This window comes from Paenibacillus sp. RC334, assembly GCF_030034735.1.
Lineage (GTDB): Bacteria > Bacillota > Bacilli > Paenibacillales > Paenibacillaceae > Paenibacillus > Paenibacillus terrae_A.
In genome coordinates this window covers 278,084-299,896 of the sequence record NZ_CP125370.1, presented here as the reverse complement: position 1 = coordinate 299,896, position 21,813 = coordinate 278,084, and the positions used below count along the sequence as shown (strand labels likewise).

Here is a 21,813-nt window from a genome sequence, read left to right as displayed (position 1 = left end):
TCACCCTCTCTCTTCGGCATGATGCCGTACGGTCAATCCGACTTCAAAGGTGCGGTTCCACGGCATATAGCAATCTGTAATTTCCACATAGCCCTCCGGCCCGTTTACATATTCGTCGAGCGCCTGCTCCAGCTCTCCGCGAATAACCGCAGTAACCGAGCCTCTCTGTCCATCGAGCATAAACTTGTTGAAGCCCATTTGTTCCACAATCCCGTTATTCATGGCGGTACGCACCACAGCGCAATAACATGCATCTTCGGCGTAACGCAACGCCAGAAAATCCAGATGCTCTGCTGTAGGCCCATAGTGGCTGTACAGCATGGACTGGGCAATGACGGTTCCCAGCGTATTGGAGCTGGTGTTCCAGCCTGCATAACCTGCCAGCTCAAAAAGCAGCCCTTTTTGCTTCAAGAGTCTAAGCAGCTTAAGATCGGCTCCGTTGGCATAGCCTACATCAGCTACCGCAATATTTTTGCCTGTATACCGCAGCATATGGGCGCCGTATTCGACCAGCTCCACCACGTTTCGGTATACATCATATCCGGCCATTGCACGCTGTTGGGAGGATGCTTCCGCCATGGCGTCTCCGGGCGTGTTAGCCAACAGAATCAAATCAGCCTCTGTCGCTGAAGAAGCGATCAGTCCACCTGCCGCCATAATCTGGTATTTTAACGTTTCATAAAAATAACGATCCTCAAAAAGCGGAATCACAAATGCTCCCTGCAAAGCGGACAGCCTTGGATAGACAAGCGGCACAACATTCTTCGCCTGGTTAACCCACCGCGCCAGCAGCGTACAGCCGACTTCGTCTGCCCCCGGATACATGTACACGCTCAAATCCAGCCCAAGATTGGAAATACGTTTTCTAAGCCGCTGCTGATCCTTGGCAGTATAGCCGTAGGGGGCAGAATCATCTTGCGGGATGATCATAAAATCAATGACACCCTCTGCTACCAGCTCCAGTGCGGCTTCATTGGCTTCCAGATTCACACGGCGACGGCCCAAATAATCCTCCAGTGTCTCTACAGGCAAACGTTCGTTGATGTCAGATAATTCAAGAAGCTCCTCTGAGGTAGCAATCCCCAGCTCCTGACGGTGCTCAATAAAGCCCTTCCTGAATATCTCGCGCCCCCAATCGGCGTAGTAATCCGGTTCTTCGTCAGCCAAAGAATATTGCGGACAGCGCATAATGAGTTGAAAAGCATATAAGGTCATCTGCGGATAAAGCCGCTTGAGCCTGCGAAGTCGATTCACCTTGTCACCGACCTGATCACTTGTCATTCCATGCAGACGAGATGGCACGATTCCGCCGTACAGCAGCGTATCCATCGCAATAATGGCTCCATCGGCTCCCGCTGCACGTTCTTCGAGCCAAGCCCACAATTGGGTCGTATCACCGGAAATTTTCTTTTGTCCCATCCATTCCATCGGGGGACGCTCGATTTCCAAATCTGTGCCCTGCGCCAGTAAATAAGGAAATTCATAATTACAGGGCCGCTCATCCAGCGGCACAAAAAGCACACGAGTGTTTGGCTTCACCACACGCATCCACCTCTCCTGAAAATTACCGTTATCCTAACGGCAAATGGTTATTTTCAGGGCAGCTATGCTGCCTTGGTTTCTTAATCCATCGGCAAAATGCTCACAAGATCAGTCGATACTTGCCTTGTTCATCCTGACTGACGTAGCCCCACCGCTCGGCTGCGCGGATCGCCGGATCACTGCCGAGCCGAGCCTCCGTCTCCAGACAGGCAGTGATACAGCGCCGGAGTTCGCCCACGACTTCGTCCAGCAGGAGCACAGGCCCTTGCCCGCCAACCACTTCCGGCGGCGTACTGCTCTCCTCTGCCTGCGTGCCGCTCTGCCGCTCGCTGCTGACCACAGCTTGGCGCAGCGTACGCCACAGATCAGCGTCCAGCTCGGCGCGTTCCAGCCACGGCATGGCCTGTGCTACGAAGCCTGCCGCCGGATCATCGGCGGGTACTTGCCGCAGGACGCTCACGGCTTGGAGCAGCCGCTCAAAGTACATATCCAGCGCCGGGATATCGCGCAACTGCAAAGCAAGGTCCACGTCCTCATACGTGCTGCCGCCCAGTCGGCTGTTCCTGTTTTGACGGCAGAAAAACATCAGTTCCTCCGCACGCTCCCCCGCTAACTCCCACACTGCCCAATCCCAAGAAAGTTCCGGCATGTACCGCTCACTGTTCCACATATAATGAGACATCGTAATGAGCGTTACTTTGGAGCATTCCCACTGATTCATCGGGTTGGCTACCATACCGGTATGTCCGCAGTCTGGAAGCCCGGAATACCGCCCGCGCAGCGGATCGAGGAATAAACGGTCACGGTCACAATCATTCACCGGAATGTTATCCCACAGCCACAGCTCGTGCCCAAAGAACGCATGATTATCGGCGGCGTGCTTCCGGCCAATATGCGGAGCAAACACAAAGTATCCGGTCCAGAACACCTTAATCTCCGGATGCAGCCGCTCACGGAAATCCTTTTTGTACTCGGTATCCCAGTACGACCAATATTCCGAGGGACAGACTGTCAGCGTAAATTCAGGCAACCGCTCAGCCAGCCATGTATGCACCTTGTTCGTCAAAAAGACATGAGCGTGCCCCGAGCGACCCAGCAAATGTCGATTTTCTCCTTTTAGCACATAGTCAATGTCATCCATTAATATAGAAAAATGGCGCACGCCAATGGCAATCACAGCCGCCAGCTTTTCCGTCAAACTGAGGAAATCTTCATCGCTGCCAAAGCTCAGGTCATTCCCTGGACTGATGCAGTAATGAAAATCGATCTCATGCTGGTCGCAGGTTTCCTTTAATTCTTGGATCTGCGCAAACGTGTCTTCCGGGTACGGCTCTCGCCATAACTCACGATGATACGGATCATCCTTGGGAGCATACATGAATGTGTTCATCCGATGCGCAGCCATAAAACGGACAGCATCCAGCCGATTCGCCAAGCTCCACGGTTCTCCGTAAAAGCCTTCAATAATCCCTCTGACCGGAAAAGAAGGCTCATCACGAATGGACACTACAGGAAGTGTACATCGCTCTTGTTCGACTTGAAGCAGCAAATGCAGGGCATCCATGCCGTATTTGAGCCCTCTTTTATTAGCTGCATGAATTTCAATTCGACCTTCCTTGTGAATCTCCAAACGATAGCCGTCTGCAACGAGCGCTCCATCGTACTCCAGTACCAATTGCACGCTACCGCGTGTTTCGGTCGGCACGCCTGGTCCTGGAGGCAAGATCAGCTTGATCGGCCCGTCGGGGTCCAGAACGCCTTCATATTCCTGATTCATCCCGAAGCGGGAGGACAACTCAGAAATCAAATGTGGTTCGGGTATGACCAGCTTTGCCCCACTGTCATACACATCACGAAAATAATATTGAATCTCCTGCGTTGTTAGCCCCACACGGGAATTGGGCCGCGTTCCTTTCGCCAGCTCCATCGTAACCGTCTCCCCTTCCATTCACGGATCGTCCGTATCCGATATTTCCGGTCTATCCTTTTACTGCACCCGCCAAGCCTTCCATATAGTAGCGCTGTGTGAACAGGAACAAGATAATGATCGGCAGTACCGAAATCATCGTGCCCGCTGCAATCCAGCCAAAGTTATAGGCAAATTGACCATTGAGATACGTCAGCGCAGCCGCCAGCGGGTATAACTCCGTGTCGTTCAGAATAACGATAGGCCACAGGAAACTGTTCCAGAACGACATAGCCTCCAGCAAAGAAATGACGGCGAGTGCTGGCTTCACCAGCGGTAGCACCAGCTGCCACCAAATCCGGAATTCCGAAGCGCCGTCCATTTTACCGGAATCACGCACATCGGTAGGAATATGGATAAACGTCTGCCGCATCAGAAAAATGTTGAACACAGAGACAGCTCCAGGCAGCACCACACCCAAATACGTATTGCCCAGATGAAGCCCCTGAATGGTCAGGTAATGTACGATGAACGACGTATATGAAGGAATAATCATGGTGGAAATTAGTAGCGTGAACACCAGATTTTTACCCTTAAAACGAAATACAGCCAAGGGATATCCCGTCAGACTGGCGAGCACCACATTGAAAATAACGCCAAGTGCCGTAATGATCACCGTGTTCAGCATATACTTCGGAAAGTTCATAAACTGCCATACCTGAGCATAATTATCAAAATCAATAAAGGTCGGAAAAATCGCCGGTGGCGTTGAGAAAATGTTACGGCCAGGCATGAGCGATACGCTGAGCAGCCATAGGAACGGCCCCATTAAAAAGAGAGCGAGCAGCACGAGCAGTACATAGATCACCGTCATCCTTACAACTCGCCCCAGGTTGCGAATGATGCGGCTATTTTCGTTTTTCGGAAGGGGCGACTGTAGCATTTTATCATTCTGTAAATTCATCAATAGGGATTGATACCACCTTTCCTATTGAATCGGAATACGATAATACTGAGCACCGCAATGACTACACCGACAATTAAGCCGAGCGCCGAAGCATAACCAAAGTTAAACTGCTCCATCCCCTTTTGGAAAATATACAAGCTGGAGGTCAGCGTGGCTGTTCCCGGCCCACCCTTGGTCAGCACATACACTTCATCGAACACGCGAATAGCCGCCATAAGCGATATGAGCGTACAGAACAGAACGTAGGGTCTTAATAACGGGAGTGTAATATGGACAATTAGCCGCCAGCGGCTTGCTCCATCTACTCTGGCGGCTTCGTACAGGTCTTGTGGAATGTTCTGCAAACCGGCCAGATAGAGCATCATATAATACCCGAGTCCCTTCCACATCGTGATGAACATGAGTACATACAAGGCCAAAGAGCTGTCTGACAGCCAGTGAATGTCCTTACTGATCAAGCCTGCCTGCATAAGCAAATAATTCACAACGCTGTTATTGCCAAGCAACCAGCTCCAAATCAAGGCCACGGCTACCATCGAAGTTACGACAGGAATGTAGTAGGTCGTACGAAATATTTTAATTCCCGGTATACGGCTGTTCACCAGCACGGCCATCAGGATGGAGAAAATTTGAAGAAAGGGAACAATGAGCACGTACACCAATGAGTTCCAGATCGAAATGAGAAAGTTGCGGTCCTTAAACGCTGCCTCGAAATTATCCAGACCGACATAATGGGTATCCGATATGACCGAGTAGTCCGTCAATGCCAGCGGAATGCTGTAAATAATAGGCCAAAATACAAAGACGGCAAGCAATAACAGTCCCGGCGTCATAAAGGCCCAGGCCGTAAAGGATTCCGACCTCAACCATTTGATCATGCTGCATCACCACCCGATTTTGATAAATGAACAGGAGAGCCTCCGTATGACTCTCCTGCTGATCTATTGCTTTAAAATATCGTTCACTTCCTGCTCCAAAGCAGTAAGCGTCTGCTTCGTGTCCGTTCCGTTCAATATAATATTTTGAAAAGCACGCGTAACAGCGCTGTTCACGTCCTTGGCATTAGGAACACCGACCATGTAGTCTGTCGCCTTATCCAAGCTTTGCGCGGATACCACTTTCGCTTGTGCTTCCAGCGATTGATCAGACTGTGTGAAGTACGGGTCTTTAATGGAATCCTTTGTGGAAGGTAGTGTATTAGCCGCTTTGGAAAAAGCCGTCTGGCTCTCCGCATTCGTCAGAAAAACAGCAAACTTCACCGCTTCATTCACATGTGCAGACTTGGTCGGTACGACCAGATCCATGGTGTTGGACAGCCGTACATCAGCTTTACCTGTAGGTACAGGAACGGCGATCGTGTTCTTGTATACGTCCGGCGCCGCCGTTTTGATAAAGTTGATGAACGTCGGGCCTGCCAGCTCGAAAGCAACCTGCTCACCCGCGTAATATTTCACTTGCTGTGAAAATTCAGCGTCCTCTTTGAGCACGACACCGTCTTCCATCTGCTTTTTGAGATTATCAATCATAGTGACCGCTTCCGGTGTATTGAACGCCGCTGCTGTCTTTTCTTTATTCAAAATCGGAATCCCGTCTATGGCAAAAAGCTTGGATACAAGCTGCTGCGCGTAGCCTGCTTTACCGATTTTTCTATTGACCTGGCGGCCCCATTCAGACAATTCCTCCCGCGTTTTGGGCGGATGGGCAGGGTCTAATCCGGCTTCCTTTACCAGCTTCGTATTCATGTAGAGCACTTCCGTGCCGGTATACCAAGGTAGTGCATATGCCTTGCCGTTAATAACTGTAGAATTATAGATACCGTCGAAATAAGCAGCCTTTTCCTCCGGAGATAAATGCTCATTCATATCCACAACAGCACCCTTGGAGCCCATTTGGCTGGCAAATTCCGTATTGAGATTCACTACATCCGGACTGCTGCCACTAGCGATACTCGTCAACAGCTTATTGGTCACTGCGTCATAAGGGTAATCCTTCCAGTCAATTTTTACATTGGGATTCTTCTCCTCATAATCGGCAATCACCCGATTGAAATACGGGGTGAATGTAGGCTGTAGCGCGATGGTCCAAAATTGCAGTGTCACTTTTCCTCCGTTAACGTTTTCCGGCTTTTTGCCTCCGCCACCGCAGCTGCTCAGCAGCACAACCAGCACGAGCATAGAAACAAGCAACCGTAACCTGCCTTTCGCTTTCTTCGTCACATGGTGACCCCCTTATTCTTAGTTGATTAAGGCAAATTATAGCAGAAATACCGTTGGAGAAGGAACGTTTTTTCAATAAAATAAATTTAGAAGGAATAATTTTTCTTTTATTTGATATAAAAAAGACGTCTCTGTTAGCAGAGACGCCTTCTTTCCTCATTGAACCTGCTGAGGGTTCAAGTCTATTTAATAATATGGGGCCATGAATACGTACACGAGTACCCCGGTCAAGCTGACATACAACCAGATCGGCATGGTCCAGCGTGCAATTTTACGGTGTTTCGCCACCTGCATCGTCCATCCCCATACAACCGTGAACAGGGCCAGCGGTACGATAATGGCAGCCAGTATGCTGTGTGAAATCAGCAACGTAAAGTAAATCGGCCGAATAATGCCCACCCCGCCAAATTTTGCAGTCTCCGGCGAAATATAGTGGAAGGTCAGGTAGGAAAACAAAAATAAAACAGTGCTGGCGAAGGCCAGTAAAACAAATGTTTTATGCACTTTGACGTTCTTCTTGATAATGGCAACCAACGCCGCCACCAGAAAAATAAACGTGAAACTGTTAAAAATCGCATTCAACCTCGGGAAAATGGTGATATCGAAGCTAACACTACCCTGGTATCCAATCGGCGAAAAGAACAGCAGCAAAATAATCACGTTGGCTATGATGGAAACGGTGATAATCAAGGCTGTAAAATTACGTTTGCTCGTTGGAACGTACTGCTTGTCCTCACTCGCTTTATTCATAATGAGCGTCTCCTTCGTTTAAATTCAAACTTTTCGTTTTTTGTTGTGGTAATAACCATACTATATTATATAGAACCTGAGGACGGCCTGTGAAGTGACAACAGTATGAACAATTTCACAGCCGACAATTTAAAAATGTGCTTTAGCATCTTAGAATAACCATTTGCTTAACATATCAATAATAGAATACGGCCATTTCAGGGGCTTTGTACACGCAAAAAACACCGGGAAGACCTGAATACCCGTCCCGATGTTGTGGTATTTATGCACTTGTAATACGAGCATTCCCCGCGGTTACTGCTGCCAGACGTCACTATATTCTTGATGACGCTTGAACAGGGCCAGTGCGTACGAGCAAGCGGGAACGACCTTTTTATGCTGATCCCTCGCCATTTGCACGACTTTGTCAATCAGCTCCTTGCCGATCTTTTGCCCCCGCAGCTTTTCGGATACAAATGTATGGTCAATGACCAAGGAATGGTCATCTATGGTTTTATAGCCTACTTCCGCAACCACCTGTCCATCATCCACCATGACTACCGCATGGTCCTCCTCGCGAATTTGTCTCATGAAACCGAGCCCCTTTCTGCCGACGATTAGATATCCTTATCATTCCCCGATTTGAGGTCCAACGAAACATCTCATACATCAGAATTTGCAAAATCCTCACATAAAAAGAAGCCTATCGTCGACACTATCCTTATTCCAAAAAAGCGAGGCGAGGTGTTGTATTTGCGTTCGGAAATGAAACCCGTTATCCCGTTTGAACCTGTGCAAAGTGAACAAATCCCTACGGAGGGCCTGTGGCGGTACGAAATAAAATGGGATGGCACGAGAATTTTGACATATCACAATCAGGGTAGCACACGTCTGTTTAACCGGAAGCAGCATGAACGAACTCTTTTATACCCAGAACTCGCTACATTCCCCTCATATTGCCAGGCTGAATCGATAATTCTGGACGGGGAAATGATCGCACTGGGAGCCGATGGTAAGCCCTCGTTTCATGACATTATGCGCCGCGACCTGATTCGTCGAACAGATCGGATTCAAGCGGCTTATGAAGCTGTGCCTGCTACGTACATGCTGTTTGATATTTTGTATTTGAATGGGGAATGGGTTCACCGTAAACCGCTGGCAGAAAGGCTCGAATTATTGCATCAGGTCATCCTGCCGAATGAACGGGTTCAACTGGCGCCTGCTCATCCTGATGGACAAGCTCTGTTTCAGGTGATACGCAGTGAAGGGATGGAAGGTATCGTATGCAAACGTTTAGACAGCCCCTACACATTTGGCGGGCAGGACGGTCGATGGGTCAAGGTCAAGAATTACGGCGATAGCATCGCTGTCATTGGAGGCTACACTTTAAACGGAGGCGTCATCAATGCTGTGTTGCTGGGGCTGTACGACAAGCAGGGAAGGCTGCGCTACATTGGACATGCAGGCACGGGGAAGCTTACGCGAGAGGACTGGCGTCAGCTTACGGAGCGACTGAGACCGCATACCATTTCAGCGCGGCCTTTTGTCAATGAGCCGGATCGTCATCGGGATGCAATATGGGTACAGCCTATGTATACCGCCAAGGTTCAATACAGTGAGTGGCGATGGCAGGAAGGGCGTACCCTCCGCCAGCCCTCTATACAGGCTTTTGTAAATCAGGACGTAGGGCAGTGCATTGGACCTTGGTCATGATAAGTTGTGCAGATATATTTAAAAAAAGCGGAATAAAGTTTGTATAAATCATTGCAACCAGTGGTTAATTAAATTACAGTTAACTAATTAACTACATCGAGGTGGATCGCATGTTCTTTTTCTTGGACTCCGAAATTCGTCAACTGGCCTATAATCTGTTTCCAGGTGGCAATAAACCGATTGGTGTTTTGGTAGAGCTATTTTCTATAACGTATGAAATTCGTAAAGGCATGGAGAAACGTTCACGTGAATTCGGGCTCTCCTATGGGCAATATATAGCACTTTGTGTGCTTTCTGCGCAAAGAGACGAAATGTCATCCCCTTCTGCATTGGCTGAGAAAATGGGTGTAAGCCGGGCAGCGATCAGTTCCATGGTCATTTCCCTTGAACAAGATGGCTACATTAACAAATACGATGATCCGAATGACAAGCGTGGCATCTTTGTTTCTCTGAACGATAAAGGAAGAGGCAAGATCAATCAAATGGACCCTTTTTTCATAGGACTGGCCTCACGCCTGATGTCGGACTTTAGCGAGTCGGAAATCTGCCAGTTTGAAACCTATCTGTCACGCGTACGGTCTGCATTTGAAGATGTGAAAGGTTCGCGTCTAACTGGTCCCAGGGAGGGAGAAGAAAAATGGTGCGAGGACTGAGACAAAGACTGCTCGCATATCCGCTGGCAGAATGGTGGAGGCGTCTGATTCAGAATCACTGCATCATCTTCCACCTGCGCTGATGTCGGCGGACAAGAACATATATGCTTGAGCATTTTGCAACAATCCCAAGAGCGATTTCAAATAAATTGGAGAAAAGCGTACAGGATTATTTGAAGTTTGTTGACAACCTTTAATCATCGGATCACTTTGAAAAACGATAAAAGAAGTAAGTCAGATACCTCTGTCTACTGCTGTACAGTCTCCAAAGTTGGTATGTTTTTCTCTCCCCACTGGCACATCATATCTTTTATTTAAAGGATGTAACATAGACTGTAAAAGGATATGGAAACACTACTGGGGATACGGCAAAAATCGCATTTTAGTTTGAAAACAAAACGGCCTTTGAATTTATGCATCAGAGACGTACTGGTAGAATTGAAGAAATAAAAAAAGAAGCCCCTGCTTCCGCTGCTTTAATGTAGCTGGATTCAGGTGGCTTCTTTTGTATCGTAGCCTGCTTCCGAATTACAGACTGTTAAAAGCGTCTGTCAATACAGGTACGATCTGCGATTTGCGGGATACGACACCTTTCAGAACGGCTTTATTGTCGTCGAGCTGCACATTGTAGGCTTTTTCGACCGCTTGTGCTTGGCTTCCCAGGGCAATACCAATGGAATCACTGTTCACAATATCTGTTACGACGAACAGGAACAGGTCCAGGTTTTTAGCTGCAATTGTTTGGGACAGCGCTACTTCCAGCTCGGACTGACGGGACAGCACGTCGTTCACATCTACCGCGTTCACTTGCGCAATTTCCACTTTGCGTCCGTTCATCTGGAATTCCTTCGCATCCAGACTCACCAACTGCTCAATCGAGTGACCGCTCAGATCAGCTCCTGCTTTCAGCAGATCAAAACCGTAGCTATCTGCATCCACACCAGCGATTTCAGCCAGTTCACGGGCAGCAGCTACGTCTTGGTCGGTGCAGGTTGGGGATTTGAACAACAGGGAATCGGAAATGATCGCGGACAGCATCAGACCTGCGATTTCTTTCGGAATCGCTATCCCGTTTTCCTTGTACAGCTTGTTCAAAATTGTGGCTGTGCAGCCTACAGGCTCAGCGCGGAAGTACAACGGCTGGCTTGTTTCAAAGTTAGCGATCCGGTGATGGTCGATGACTTCAGTTACACGCACTTTGTCAATGTCAACCGCACTTTGCTGGCGTTCATTATGATCGACCAGAATAACGCTGTCTGTTTCCGCAGCAACCTGTTCAACCAGACGCGGCGCACTCACTTTGAAATAGTCCAGTGCATACTGCGTTTCCCCGTTTACCTCGCCCAGACGAACCGGCTCCACGTCCGCGCCCAGTTTGGTTTTCAAGTCTGCATAAGCAATAGCTGAGCAAATAGTATCCGTATCCGGATTTTTATGCCCGAAAATCAATGTTTTTGCCAACATAATCGACTCCTTTGCACTAAGCATTTTACATCCTCATAAAATATCAACAAATCCAATGCAGATTATATCATTAAATCTCGTATTCTCCCATTCCCCTTTGAATGATTTCAAAAATAATCTAGTAAATTCATAACATTTCCATGGAACATGCACGTGAAGTTAACCTTATTTTTTCTAAAAATATAAAAAACATATAGTAATATATCCCACCAACATGGTAAGATATTCCTCAAAACTGACAAGTTAGTCACCAGTGGTCAATTCTTTCATTTGAATCTTGAGGGAGGCGTGAGAACTTCGGCAGTGACTTCAAATCCTAGTATGTAGACAAATCATATTTTGATTGAAAAGAGGGAAATCTTTGAAAAATCCGATCATTTCGAAAAAAATTCCTGTCGTAACACTCGCTCTTGCCTTGATGGTAAGCTTGTCTCTTCCGTCTGTCAGTTCTGCCGCTACCGTAGACCTGCAAACTCGTTCATTTTTAGAAGCACAGGAAGCTTTGACTTCCGAAGCGACTCCGGCGTTCATTTCACCCGAGCTGAATACCACTTCCTCCCAGCAGGTCAGAGTCATCGTGCAGCTTGATGGTGAGCCACTAGCCGTGGACCAATATGCGGCACGGTCGGGTAACCAGACTTTCACGGCACGATCCGAGCAAAAAGCGGAATCGGCTATCGTCAATGAGCAAACAACGTTCGTGGACAAAGCAGCACAGAACGGTATTCCGCTCCAAGTGAATTACAAGTACAATACGGTACTTAACGGTTTGGAGATTACGCTGCCAGCCAATAAAATTCCGGAACTGGCAAAGCTGCCAGGTGTAAAATCCATCCACGAAAACAAAACGTATTATTCCATCCCCGTACAGGACCCGCCAGCACTCACCGTCAGCGAAGCAACGTATGATAACGCACCGCTGGATCAAATTGGCGTTCCTGAAGCCTGGGCTAAAGGTTTGACAGGCGAAGGGATTAAGGTCGGGGTTATTGATACCGGGATCGATTATGAGCACCCGGATTTGAAAGCAGCTTACAAAGGTGGATATGACTCTTTTGAGCAGGACAATGATCCTTACGAGGAGCCTTTCCTTGAAAAAGAGAATGACCCGTACGGCACAGGTTTTGCCGGAACAACACACGGTACACACGTCTCCGGTACGATTGCTGGCCAGGCCGCTAATAAAACGGCAGATATTGTACAAAAGGGTATTGCCTATAAATCGGACTTATACGTGTATAAAGTACTTGGACGTAATACCAAGACGGGGCGTTCCTCCGGTTCCTCCGCACAGGTCATTGACGGTATTGAACGCGCTGTCAAGGATGGCATGAACGTGATTAACCTGTCCCTCGGCTCAGACTCCGAGAAGGACCCGAACTCCCCGGACTCCATTGCCATCAATAATGCGGTGCTTTCCGGTGTAGTTGCTGTCATTGCGAATGGTAATGCGGCACAAGACGGGAATTATTATTATTCAATGGGTTCCCCTGCCTCATCCCAGTTGGCCATTTCCGTCGGTGCGGCAACCTCGCCAAGCAAAAGCTTTTCAGGCACAGCTTCAGTTACCCGTGATTCCTATTGGGAAGCGAATGGTGAATTGAAGAAAACAGTAACCGCTGATGCTTATGCACATTACGGGTTTAATCTGTTGGGCTGGGGAACAGGCCAAGAGGATTTTGCTTCAATTATGGGAACTGCCCCTTATGAACTGGTATATGCAAATTTGGGGCAGCCTGATGATTTTGAAGGAAAAGATGTAGCCGGAAAAATTGTCCTCGTGTCACGTGGAAGCCTGGCATTCGTGGATAAAATTGCAAATGCAAAAGAAAACGGCGCAAAGGCCGTAATCATTTTTAACGGGAGAGCAAAAACGACTGACATCATGCAGGCTGATTTGACAGACTCCATTCCGAGTCTAGATAGCTACGTAAACGCTAACCAGGGCGACAGCTTTGATTTTATTCCGACCTTTGATATGAAAGGTAAGGAAGGTCGCGCGCTGGCTAAACAACTCGTCGACAACGCCGGAGAGAAGTTCTCTGTCTCCTTCGGAAAGGATTATATTCGCACAGATAATGCAGGCAACACGATGGCTGGATTCAGCTCCCGTGGGCCGAACGGCGACGAGCTGCTTAGCATCAAGCCGGATGTGAGTGCACCGGGGGTCGGCATTTTGTCAACCTATCCTGCTTTCGCCAAGTTCTATCCGGATGCTTCTTATGATCATGCTTACAAACGTAGCAACGGAACCAGTATGGCTTCTCCGCATGTAGCCGGACTTGCTGTATTGCTGAAGCAGCAGCATCCAAACTGGACGCCGTTCGATATCCGTGCTGCTCTGGCGAACACGTCGGATACGCTTTACGATGAGGATCAAATCCAATACGATGTGTATTCCCAAGGTGCAGGACTTGTAAACATCGCCAATGCGATTCAGACACCAGCCCTGCTGGAAACTGTTGAAAAGATTACGATTCTCGATAAGAACTTCAATCGGCAGGAGGTCGTGAACTACAATCCTTCCGCCAGCTTCGGGGTGTTAAAACCAGGCAGTGATGCGAAGCAAATTCAATTGCAGCTCAAAAATCTGTCCGCTAACAGCGTACAGTATGAAGCCAGCTACATTTTGCATGATCATGTAACCTCTGATCCCAAGAACCCGATTGTCACGCCTGACGTGAGCAATATCGCTGTTCAGTTGCAAGGTGTCGGCACGAATGGAGCGATCTCGGCAGAAGCGGGTAAATCCCAACCGTTCTTCCTGTCCGTGCAGCCAAGCTCAAGTGCAGCTACAGGCGTATATGAGGGAGAAGTCATCCTGAAAAGCGCCGGACTACCTACAATGCATCTGCCGTTCGTCGTTCATGTTGGCAAGGAAAATCCGACTACAGGCTTCGGCTTGCAGGATCTGAGTGTAACCAACCCGATTATTTACCCGAATCGTACAGGTGCCCAACGCTCAACAGATCTCGCTTTCCGCCTGACCACGGATAAAACGAACCAAATTGCGCTCTATGTATATGGCATAGATGATAAGTTGATTGGTCTTATTAATGGAATTACGACTCCTAAGGAGCAAGGAGTTAACGCCCGTCTCAAGCAAGGCGCATACTCCTTCAAGGACATTGACGGAAGCTATGTCGAATACGATGCTAACGGAAAACCTGTTCTGGATGCCAGCGGTCAGCCCGTTATTCAGCATTTGAAGGACGGTGTGTATAAGCTGGAGGTTAATTCGCCGGAACTGAATGCGAAAGGCGAAGTCGAGACCAATACTGACGGTCCTAAATTTTTCAGCGCTATGAAGGCCATTCGCGTCGACAATAGTGCCGCTTCCGGCAGCAGTAGCGGTGGAGGAAGTGGTGGAGGTGGCGGCAGAAGTAATACTACACCTTCCGCTTCAACCACCACATCCACCCCTGTCGCTACATCTGCACCTTCACTTCAATCCGTAGTGAAGCAAGGACAGGCGGTAAAAGCGGTAGCCACAACTGTCGTGGTTAACAACAATGTACAGTCACTGACTGTAACCGATGCAGATTTGCAGGCTACTGTGACGGCAGCAGGCTCCAGCCCAATAGCCATTGTCCTGTCGGCCAGTAGCCAAGCGGGTCAAACGACCAAAGCAGCGCTGACTTCTGCCCAACTGACAACACTGGGCAAGGCTGCGGCAGGAAGCAGCCTGATTGTGAGCAACACAGGATCTTCCCTGGCTTTGCCGATATCCGCATTGAAAAATGCTCCTGCCGGTGCAGGCATTGAAGTGGTAATCAGCAGCCAGGTACAGGAAAGCAACACATTTACGAGCAAGCTGAAAGGGGCGACTGTGATTGGCACCCCTGTAGGGTTTGAAGCTAATGTTGTCACTGGAGGCAAGAGCGAACCGCTTAAAGTTGCGCCAGGACAGTTCATTAGTCGTTCCTTCACCGTACCTGGCCAAATTGAGCCGAATACAGCCGGTGTTCTCTATACAGCTAACGGAAATGTCTACCCGGTTCCATCCGTCTTTACCAAGCAGGCAGATGGATCAACAGTCGTTAAGGTAAGCCGTCCGGGCTTCTCGACGTATGCAGCGGCGACTCGTCCCGTTAGCTTTGAAGATATTTCATCGTCGTATGCTCAATCCGAGATTCAGTCGCTTGCGAACAAGCTGCTGATCAACGGCACCACAGACACGGCCTTCTCACCGAAGAAGAACGTGACACGTGCGGAATTTGCAGCCTTGGTAACCCGGGCTCTTGGCCTGACACCGGGTACTGCCGCACCATTCGGCGATATTCCAGCAGGTAGCTGGTATTCTGGCGATGTGGCAGCCGCTTATGAGGCCGGATTGATCACAGGTCGCAGCGGCGACAAATTCGATCCGAACGCTAACATCAGTCGGCAGGAAATTGCTGTCGTGCTGAGCAAGGCAGTAGATCTGCTCAAGATCAAAGCGTCTGTCGATGGCCCTGCGCGCACACCGTATCATGATGCTTCATCTTTTGCAGGCTATGCCAAGGATAGCATTGAAAAAGTGAGCGCAGCAGGCATTATCAACGGGGAAACCATCAAAGGCTCCTCCTACTTCCAGCCGGATGCACCTACAACGCGTGAAGCATCTGCCAAGGTGCTGCATGTGCTTTTACAAAAGGCTGCATTGATTAACTAACCCAAAAGCCTCCCGAGCCGCGTTATAGACAACGTCACGGTTCGGGAGGCTGCTTTTATGTTATACCGTCCCCGCTAACGGTAGCGCAACCTTGAATACACTACCTTCTCCCGGCGTACTTGCAGCGGTGATTTTCCCGCCGTGTGCTTCCACAATGGACTGTGTAATCGCCAGACCAAGACCAGCTCCGCCCGAGCTGCGTGTACGTGACTCATCTCCACGGTAAAAGCGTTCAAAAATCCGCTCCAACTGCTCTTTGCTCATACCTGGCCCGTTATCCCGAATCTGAATATCCGCCAGCTTTTTCCCGGCAGACAAGTTTACATGGATCACACCTCTTTCCATATCTGTATGCTGAACAGCATTATGGAACAGGTTGAGCATGACCTGCTTGATTTTATCCCCTTCCGCCAGCACTCTCACACCCGCCGTCATATCAAAAATCACTCTTCGCTTGCCCGCCAGCATCAGAAGCTGCGGCTTCATTTCCAGCAGCAACGTATCCAGCGACATATCTTCCAGCTTCAATTCGGGCGTCCGGTCCAACTTAGCCAGCAGCAGTAAATCGGAGACAAGCTTATTCATCCGCTTGGATTCACCATACATACTCTCCAATGCAGATTGAAGCTGCTTAGGATTAGATGCCGCTCCACGAAGCAGCACCTCCAAAAAACCGTGAATTGACGTAAGCGGGGTGCGCAGTTCATGGGAAGCATCGGCAATAAACCGTCTCATCTGCATCTGCAACTCACGCTCGGCAGCAAAAGAATGCTCCAGCCGTTCCAGCATCCCGTTAAAGGATACCGCCAAACGGTCCACCTCATACTGCCCCTGCTCTGCGTCAAAGCGCTCGGCCAGATTACCCGCATCAATGCGTTTGACCGCCTCAACCATCCTCGAAAGAGGCACCAACGTGCGCCGCAGCACTGGAAGCATGAGTGCCAGACCAATTGCAAGTGCAATCAGAGATAGCAAAATGAAGGTGCGCAACTGGTTAATCAGCTGCTCTTGCATGGAAGTTGTGGATACACCCATTTGAAGCAGCCCATTCGAATGGTCAGGCGGACCGAGCGGACGGAATACGACCAGTTGCTCGTTCCCTTGGGCATCCGTGAGCAATTGATAGCCATAACGCATGTGCTTGTTTTGCTGCATCGAAATATACTGCGGAGTGGTGAGCCTCGGCGGCGTAAGTCCATTTTCGTTAGACAGGCTCGTAAAGGCTCCAGCTGTATCTATGGAAGCAAGCGACATATCCGGCCAAAACAGAAACGGCCTCGGTCGGTTATCCTTCCGATTGGTTCCTTCTTTTGGGGTGGAGCTTCCGCTCTTCTCCTGCGAATCTTTAATCAATAAATCGGCAGGAATTGAACCTAACTGCGTCCCCATCGCATCCGCCCGACTGCGATACAGAAAATCCTTCATCAGGAAATATTGTAAAAATCCGATCAAGACGAGCAGTAGAGCCAAAATAAGCAACGTTCTGGCCAAAAGCTGGGAGCGGAGAGAACGGAGCGCAGTTCTTCTCCGACTTTTCCCCGCCGCCTTCATAGCAAGTCCACCCGGTACCCAACACCACGCAGCGTACGAATGACCCGATGCTCCTTGTCTTTGAGCTTTTCACGTAAGGAGCGAATATACACCTCGACAATATTGTCCTCGCCCCCAAAATCGTACCCCCATACTCGATCCAGAATTCGACTTTTACTAAGAACAATCCCGTGATTCAACACCAAAAACTTCAATAGTTCATATTCGGTAGGCGACAGCTCCAGCACCTGATTTTGGTAGCGAATTTCCTTTCGTCGATCATCCACCTGAAAGGGTCCGTGAACCACTTCTCCGAGCAGATCGGGAAACTGATTGCGCAGACGCGCTTCAATCCGGGCCAGCAGTTCATTAAAACTAAAGGGCTTCACGACATAATCGTCCGCGCCCAGTTTTAATCCTTTTACCCGATCATCCACATCATCCTTGGCTGTCAGCATAATAACTGCAATGTTATCCTCTGTCTCCTTGAGACATTGGCATACCTCAAAGCCGTTCATTTCAGGCATCATAACATCCAGCACTGCAACATGCGGGCGAAACTCTTTTGCTAAATCCAGTGCATCACTGCCGTTTTCAGCTGTTTTAACCTCATAGCCTTCATTAATCAGCCCAAGCTCCAAAAATTGCAAAATGTGCGGCTCATCGTCCGCTAGCATAATTTTAACCCCGTGTATCGGATTCATCGGTTATCTTCCCTTTCATGAAACCACTTTTTTTCTTAATAAAAGATCGATTCATCTTCACCTGTATCTAATATACCTGAATATTTACGTAAAAAAAGCATCCCTATCCAGCTTTCAGCTAACATTCAGGGAGCGCTCATAACCATTTCAGCTACGTCAGGCATGATAATAGCAAGCCGGTAGTTCACCGGGCCCAAGATCGGAAGTGGCTGATCATTCCACAGTCCTGAAGATAGCGGCTAGTGCAACGGAAAATACCAAGAAATTTCACAGGGAGTGGAATGTACATGATTAAGAAATGGTTCAAGAGCAGGGCGGACGTCCCCCTCATCATCATCATGCTGATATCCGCGATTTTGAACGGATACAACATCTGGCAAGACAAATATGTTAACACCTACTACACGACGGCCGTAGCAAGCATGCTAGAAAACTTTCACAACTTCTTCTTTGCCTCACTCGATTCGGCCGGATCGGTAACGGTAGACAAACCGCCCGTCGTGTTCTGGATTCAGACCGCGAGCGCCTATATATTCGGGCTTCACGGCTGGAGCGTTATTCTGCCGCAAGCGCTCGCTCAGGTCGGGTCGGTATTGCTCGTTTACCTGCTCGTCAAGCCGAGCTTCGGTACGATGGCCGCTCGATTGGCCGCCTTCGCTATGGCAACTACACCAATTGCAGTAGCGGTCAGCCGCACCAATAACATTGATGCGATGCTGGTTTTCACACTACTGCTCGCAACATGGTTGCTGTTCAGAGGCATTAGAAACCACAAAATGGGACCGATCCTCTGGGCTTTCGCAGTCGTAGGTATCGCCTTTAACGAAAAAATGCTTCAAGCCTATATGATTGTTCCCGCTTTGGGACTCTTCTACCTGCTGGCCTCCAAGTTTAACTGGAAGCGAAAAGCGATAACACTGGCAGCATCGGCAGTCGTTCTCGTGGCCGTGTCGCTCTCTTGGGCAGTCGTGGTCGACTCCACTCCAGCAGACCAGCGCCCTTATATGGGAAGCAGCGGTACGAACTCCGTACTGAATCTGGCCTTTGGCTATAACGGCCTGTCCCGTCTGACGGGAAACCAAGGAACAGGCGGGGGCGCTGGTGGCAGTCAACGCTCGGAGTGGAAACAAAACGCTTCAACCAGCAGCAATACCAATTCGGATCAAGCTCAAGCAACTACATCAACGGATAGCACTACAACAGGCGCTTCCAGTACCGATGGCACATCATCATACGGCAACGGCGCTGGTGGCCAAATGCCGCCGGGCGGATTTGGCGGTAACGGTCAAGGCGGTCCGGGCGGTGGTCAGGGTGGACCTGGTGGAAATTCTGGTGGCGGCATGTTCGGCACTGGTGAAAAGGGACCTTTACGGTTGTTCCAAGCTGCCCTGTCAGGTCAGGCCAGCTGGCTGCTCCCATTCGCATTGATTGCTTCAATTGGTCTGCTTGCAAGCATTCGACGCCGTAATATCACGCAAAAACACAAAGAGGTCATCTTCTGGCTGGCCTGGCTGATTCCCGTAGCTGCATTTTTCAGCGTAGCCGGTTTCTTCCATCATTATTACCTGATTATGCTCGCACCACCAATTGCAGCGCTCTTCGGAGCCGGATTCGTGGAATTATGGGAGCAATATCGTGAGCGTTCCGGCTGGCTCTCCTGGCTGTTACCCGCAGCGGTACTGGCAACCTCGGTGTTTAGCTGGTTCGTCCTGCAAAATTACAACGACACCATTGGCAGTGGCTGGTCCATCGCCGTATTGATCCTCGGTATCATAGGCACGGCGCTACTGGTAGTAGCACGATTGAAATCTGAGAAGTTCACGAGATATGCCATCATTGCAAGTGTACTCGCAATGTTCATCGGCCCTGTGTACTGGGCATTGACGCCAATTACCTACGGGGGGAACAGCATGATTCCACAAGCCGGACCGTCTCAATTTGGCGGCGGTGGAGGCGGTGGCGGAATGCCGGGAGGTAATTTGGGCAACCGAGGCCAGGGTACAAATGGGCAACAAGCTGAAGGAACTCAAACGAATAACCAAACCAACAATGCAGAGCAATCCAGCTCTGATGGTATTACTTCAAGCACAGGAACAAGCACAGACAGAGAACAGAGATCTTCTACCCGCTCCAGAGGAATGGGTGGACCAAACGGTAGTCAAAGCTTGGACAGCAAAACGCTGAGCTATTTACAAAAGCATAACACAGGTGAAACCTACCTTTTCGCAGCAAGCAATTATTCAACAGCCGCTCCTTACATGATTGAAGCCGGGCAAAAAGTGATTATTATGAACGGCTTTGTATCCTCCGATCCGGTATATACCGTCGATAAGATCAAGGCGCTGGTGGAAAGCGGTCAAGTGAAGTACTTCATGATTTCTGGTGGAGGCGGCGGTGGACCGGATAGCGGTAACTCCGAAGTCACTGCATGGATCAAAGATCATGGCAAAGTGATTCCTACAGATGAATGGAAAACAACAACTGGCGAAACCAGTACCAATGCTGAAGCATCCGACAGCGGAAGCGACATCACGAACAGCAACTCGAACGCTCAGGATGGTCAAGGCGGACCTGGCGGAGACGAACGTGGCGGAAGCGGTACTTTATACGAAATCACATTATAAATAAGGAGGAACTACTAATGAGTGAACAAATCCGTTATTCCATAGTTATTCCGATGTACAACGAGGAAGCCGTCATTACCGAAACCTATCGGCGGCTGAAACAAGTCATGGGCTCGATGGGCGAGCCCTACGAACTGATATTCGTAAATGACGGCAGTTCGGACCGCAGCGTCCAGTTGATCAAGGAATTCAGTCTCAGAGACGATACCATAGTATTGATTGATTTCTCCCGTAATTTCGGTCATCAGCTAGCGATTACCGCCGGGATGGATTATGCGGTGGGAGAGGCGGTCGTCGTTATTGACGCCGACCTCCAGGACCCGCCGGAACTGATCGTTGAGATGGCCAACAAGTGGAAGGAAGGCTATGAGGTAGTCTACGCCAAACGGCTGAAACGCAATGGCGAAACCCGCTTCAAAAAGTGGTCTGCCAGTCTCTTCTACCGTGTATTGAAAGCATCGACGGATATTAATATCCCGGTAGACACCGGCGATTTCCGCATGATGGATCGCAAGGTAATAGACGAATTGAAACGGCTGCCGGAAAATAATCGGTTTGTCCGTGGACTCGTTAGCTGGATCGGCTTCAAGCAGACGGCTGTTGAATATGAGCGCGATGAGCGGCTCGCAGGTGAAACCAAGTATCCGCTGAAACGCATGATCAAGCTCAGTCTGGACGGAATCACATCCTTTTCCATTAAACCGCTCAAGCTGGCAGGTTATATCGGCGCACTCCTGTCCATGTCCGGCTTCCTGTATTTGATGTACGTATTGTTTCTCAACTTTTTCACCGATTCCTATGTCATGAAGGGCTGGTCGTCCATGATTAGCATCAGCCTGATTTTTGACGGAGTGATCCTGATCATTCTCGGTATCATGGGTGAATATGTTGGACGGATTTATGACGAAACCAAAGCCCGCCCGCTCTACATTGTCCGTGAACATCTGGGTGGACAATACGAAAACGGCCCGACCCATGCCATGAAGGCCCCTGAACAACGTGAATCCCTGTACATGCAAGGTTCCCGTGACAGCCTAATATCCGCCAGCCGCACAGTACGCGGCAACAGCGCGGTATATACCGGACCTAAATCCGGTCACGGAGCATAACC

Annotated in this window: 15 protein-coding genes; 5 read left to right on the top strand and 10 right to left on the bottom strand. The window is 49.3% G+C overall.

What is annotated here, in order from left to right; genetic code table 11:
* The 7 genes from QMK20_RS01350 to QMK20_RS01320 form a co-directional block, all read right to left on the bottom strand.
* Positions 1-1,542, bottom strand: a complete 1,542-nt coding sequence (locus QMK20_RS01350) for a DUF4127 family protein (protein ID WP_283654265.1) — start codon at positions 1,540-1,542, stop codon at positions 1-3.
* Positions 1,543-1,642: 100 nt separating this feature from the next.
* Positions 1,643-3,469: a protein O-GlcNAcase gene (locus tag QMK20_RS01345; RefSeq protein ID WP_283654264.1), complete on the bottom strand. Its 1,827-nt coding sequence runs from the start codon at positions 3,467-3,469 to the stop codon at positions 1,643-1,645.
* Between the two features lie 52 nt (positions 3,470-3,521).
* Positions 3,522-4,412, bottom strand: coding sequence for a carbohydrate ABC transporter permease (locus QMK20_RS01340; RefSeq protein WP_283656173.1), 891 nt, complete (start codon positions 4,410-4,412; stop codon positions 3,522-3,524).
* A complete protein-coding gene (locus QMK20_RS01335; protein ID WP_283654263.1) occupies positions 4,412-5,293 on the bottom strand; it encodes a carbohydrate ABC transporter permease in 882 nt (293 codons plus the stop codon). The genes QMK20_RS01340 and QMK20_RS01335 overlap by 1 nt, the downstream gene beginning before the upstream one ends.
* A 63-nt stretch (positions 5,294-5,356) precedes the next feature.
* A complete protein-coding gene (locus QMK20_RS01330) occupies positions 5,357-6,631 on the bottom strand; it encodes an extracellular solute-binding protein (RefSeq protein ID WP_283654262.1) in 1,275 nt (424 codons plus the stop codon).
* A gap of 186 nt (positions 6,632-6,817) precedes the next feature.
* Positions 6,818-7,381, bottom strand: coding sequence for a DUF420 domain-containing protein (locus tag QMK20_RS01325; protein WP_283654261.1), 564 nt, complete (start codon positions 7,379-7,381; stop codon positions 6,818-6,820).
* Positions 7,382-7,675: 294 nt separating this feature from the next.
* Entirely contained in the window at positions 7,676-7,951 is a 276-nt protein-coding gene (locus tag QMK20_RS01320; RefSeq protein ID WP_283654260.1) for a GNAT family N-acetyltransferase, read from the bottom strand.
* 162 nt (positions 7,952-8,113) lie between these two features.
* Between QMK20_RS01320 and QMK20_RS01315 the strand changes: the two genes are divergently transcribed.
* On the top strand, positions 8,114-9,073 hold the full coding sequence (locus QMK20_RS01315; protein WP_283654259.1) for an ATP-dependent DNA ligase: 960 nt from the start codon (positions 8,114-8,116) through the stop codon (positions 9,071-9,073).
* Positions 9,074-9,183: 110 nt separating this feature from the next.
* Complete coding sequence (locus QMK20_RS01310; protein ID WP_283654258.1) at positions 9,184-9,726, top strand: MarR family winged helix-turn-helix transcriptional regulator; 543 nt, start codon at positions 9,184-9,186, stop codon at positions 9,724-9,726.
* A gap of 528 nt (positions 9,727-10,254) precedes the next feature.
* On the opposite strand, the gene QMK20_RS01305 is transcribed toward QMK20_RS01310, so the two are convergent.
* On the bottom strand, positions 10,255-11,190 hold the full coding sequence (locus tag QMK20_RS01305; protein WP_280740281.1) for a manganese-dependent inorganic pyrophosphatase: 936 nt from the start codon (positions 11,188-11,190) through the stop codon (positions 10,255-10,257).
* 361 nt (positions 11,191-11,551) lie between these two features.
* Between QMK20_RS01305 and QMK20_RS01300 the strand changes: the two genes are divergently transcribed.
* Positions 11,552-15,844, top strand: coding sequence for a S8 family serine peptidase (locus QMK20_RS01300; RefSeq protein WP_283654257.1), 4,293 nt, complete (start codon positions 11,552-11,554; stop codon positions 15,842-15,844).
* 60 nt (positions 15,845-15,904) lie between these two features.
* Here QMK20_RS01300 and QMK20_RS01295 read toward each other — a convergent pair whose 3' ends face one another.
* Both QMK20_RS01295 and QMK20_RS01290 read right to left on the bottom strand, forming a co-directional pair.
* Positions 15,905-17,395, bottom strand: a complete 1,491-nt coding sequence (locus QMK20_RS01295; protein ID WP_283654256.1) for a sensor histidine kinase — start codon at positions 17,393-17,395, stop codon at positions 15,905-15,907.
* Positions 17,392-18,078 (bottom strand): response regulator transcription factor, encoded by a 687-nt coding sequence (locus QMK20_RS01290; protein WP_283654255.1) that lies wholly within the window; start codon positions 18,076-18,078, stop codon positions 17,392-17,394. Before QMK20_RS01290 ends, QMK20_RS01295 begins: the two co-directional genes overlap by 4 nt.
* Before the next feature lie 287 nt (positions 18,079-18,365).
* On the opposite strand from QMK20_RS01290, the gene QMK20_RS01285 reads away from it, so the two are divergent.
* Both QMK20_RS01285 and QMK20_RS01280 read left to right on the top strand, forming a co-directional pair.
* A complete protein-coding gene (locus QMK20_RS01285; protein WP_283654254.1) occupies positions 18,366-20,702 on the top strand; it encodes a glycosyltransferase family 39 protein in 2,337 nt (778 codons plus the stop codon).
* A gap of 17 nt (positions 20,703-20,719) precedes the next feature.
* The gene (locus QMK20_RS01280) at positions 20,720-21,811 is read left to right on the top strand and encodes a glycosyltransferase family 2 protein (RefSeq protein ID WP_283654253.1); all 1,092 of its coding nucleotides are present in this window, start codon (positions 20,720-20,722) and stop codon (positions 21,809-21,811) included.
* The last annotated feature ends 2 nt before the right edge of the window (positions 21,812-21,813 follow it).

Coding starts and splice junctions, on each gene's coding strand:
- QMK20_RS01345 (WP_283654264.1), bottom strand. CDS start 3,469: ATGGAGCTGGCGAAAGGAACGCGGCCCAATTCCCGTGTGGGGCTAACA.
- QMK20_RS01340 (WP_283656173.1), bottom strand. CDS start 4,412: ATGAATTTACAGAATGATAAAATGCTACAGTCGCCCCTTCCGAAAAAC.
- QMK20_RS01335 (WP_283654263.1), bottom strand. CDS start 5,293: ATGATCAAATGGTTGAGGTCGGAATCCTTTACGGCCTGGGCCTTTATG.
- QMK20_RS01325 (WP_283654261.1), bottom strand. CDS start 7,381: ATGAATAAAGCGAGTGAGGACAAGCAGTACGTTCCAACGAGCAAACGT.
- QMK20_RS01320 (WP_283654260.1), bottom strand. CDS start 7,951: ATGAGACAAATTCGCGAGGAGGACCATGCGGTAGTCATGGTGGATGAT.
- QMK20_RS01310 (WP_283654258.1), top strand. CDS start 9,184: ATGTTCTTTTTCTTGGACTCCGAAATTCGTCAACTGGCCTATAATCTG.
- QMK20_RS01305 (WP_280740281.1), bottom strand. CDS start 11,190: ATGTTGGCAAAAACATTGATTTTCGGGCATAAAAATCCGGATACGGAT.
- QMK20_RS01295 (WP_283654256.1), bottom strand. CDS start 17,395: ATGAAGGCGGCGGGGAAAAGTCGGAGAAGAACTGCGCTCCGTTCTCTC.
- QMK20_RS01290 (WP_283654255.1), bottom strand. CDS start 18,078: ATGAATCCGATACACGGGGTTAAAATTATGCTAGCGGACGATGAGCCG.
- QMK20_RS01285 (WP_283654254.1), top strand. CDS start 18,366: ATGATTAAGAAATGGTTCAAGAGCAGGGCGGACGTCCCCCTCATCATC.
- QMK20_RS01280 (WP_283654253.1), top strand. CDS start 20,720: ATGAGTGAACAAATCCGTTATTCCATAGTTATTCCGATGTACAACGAG.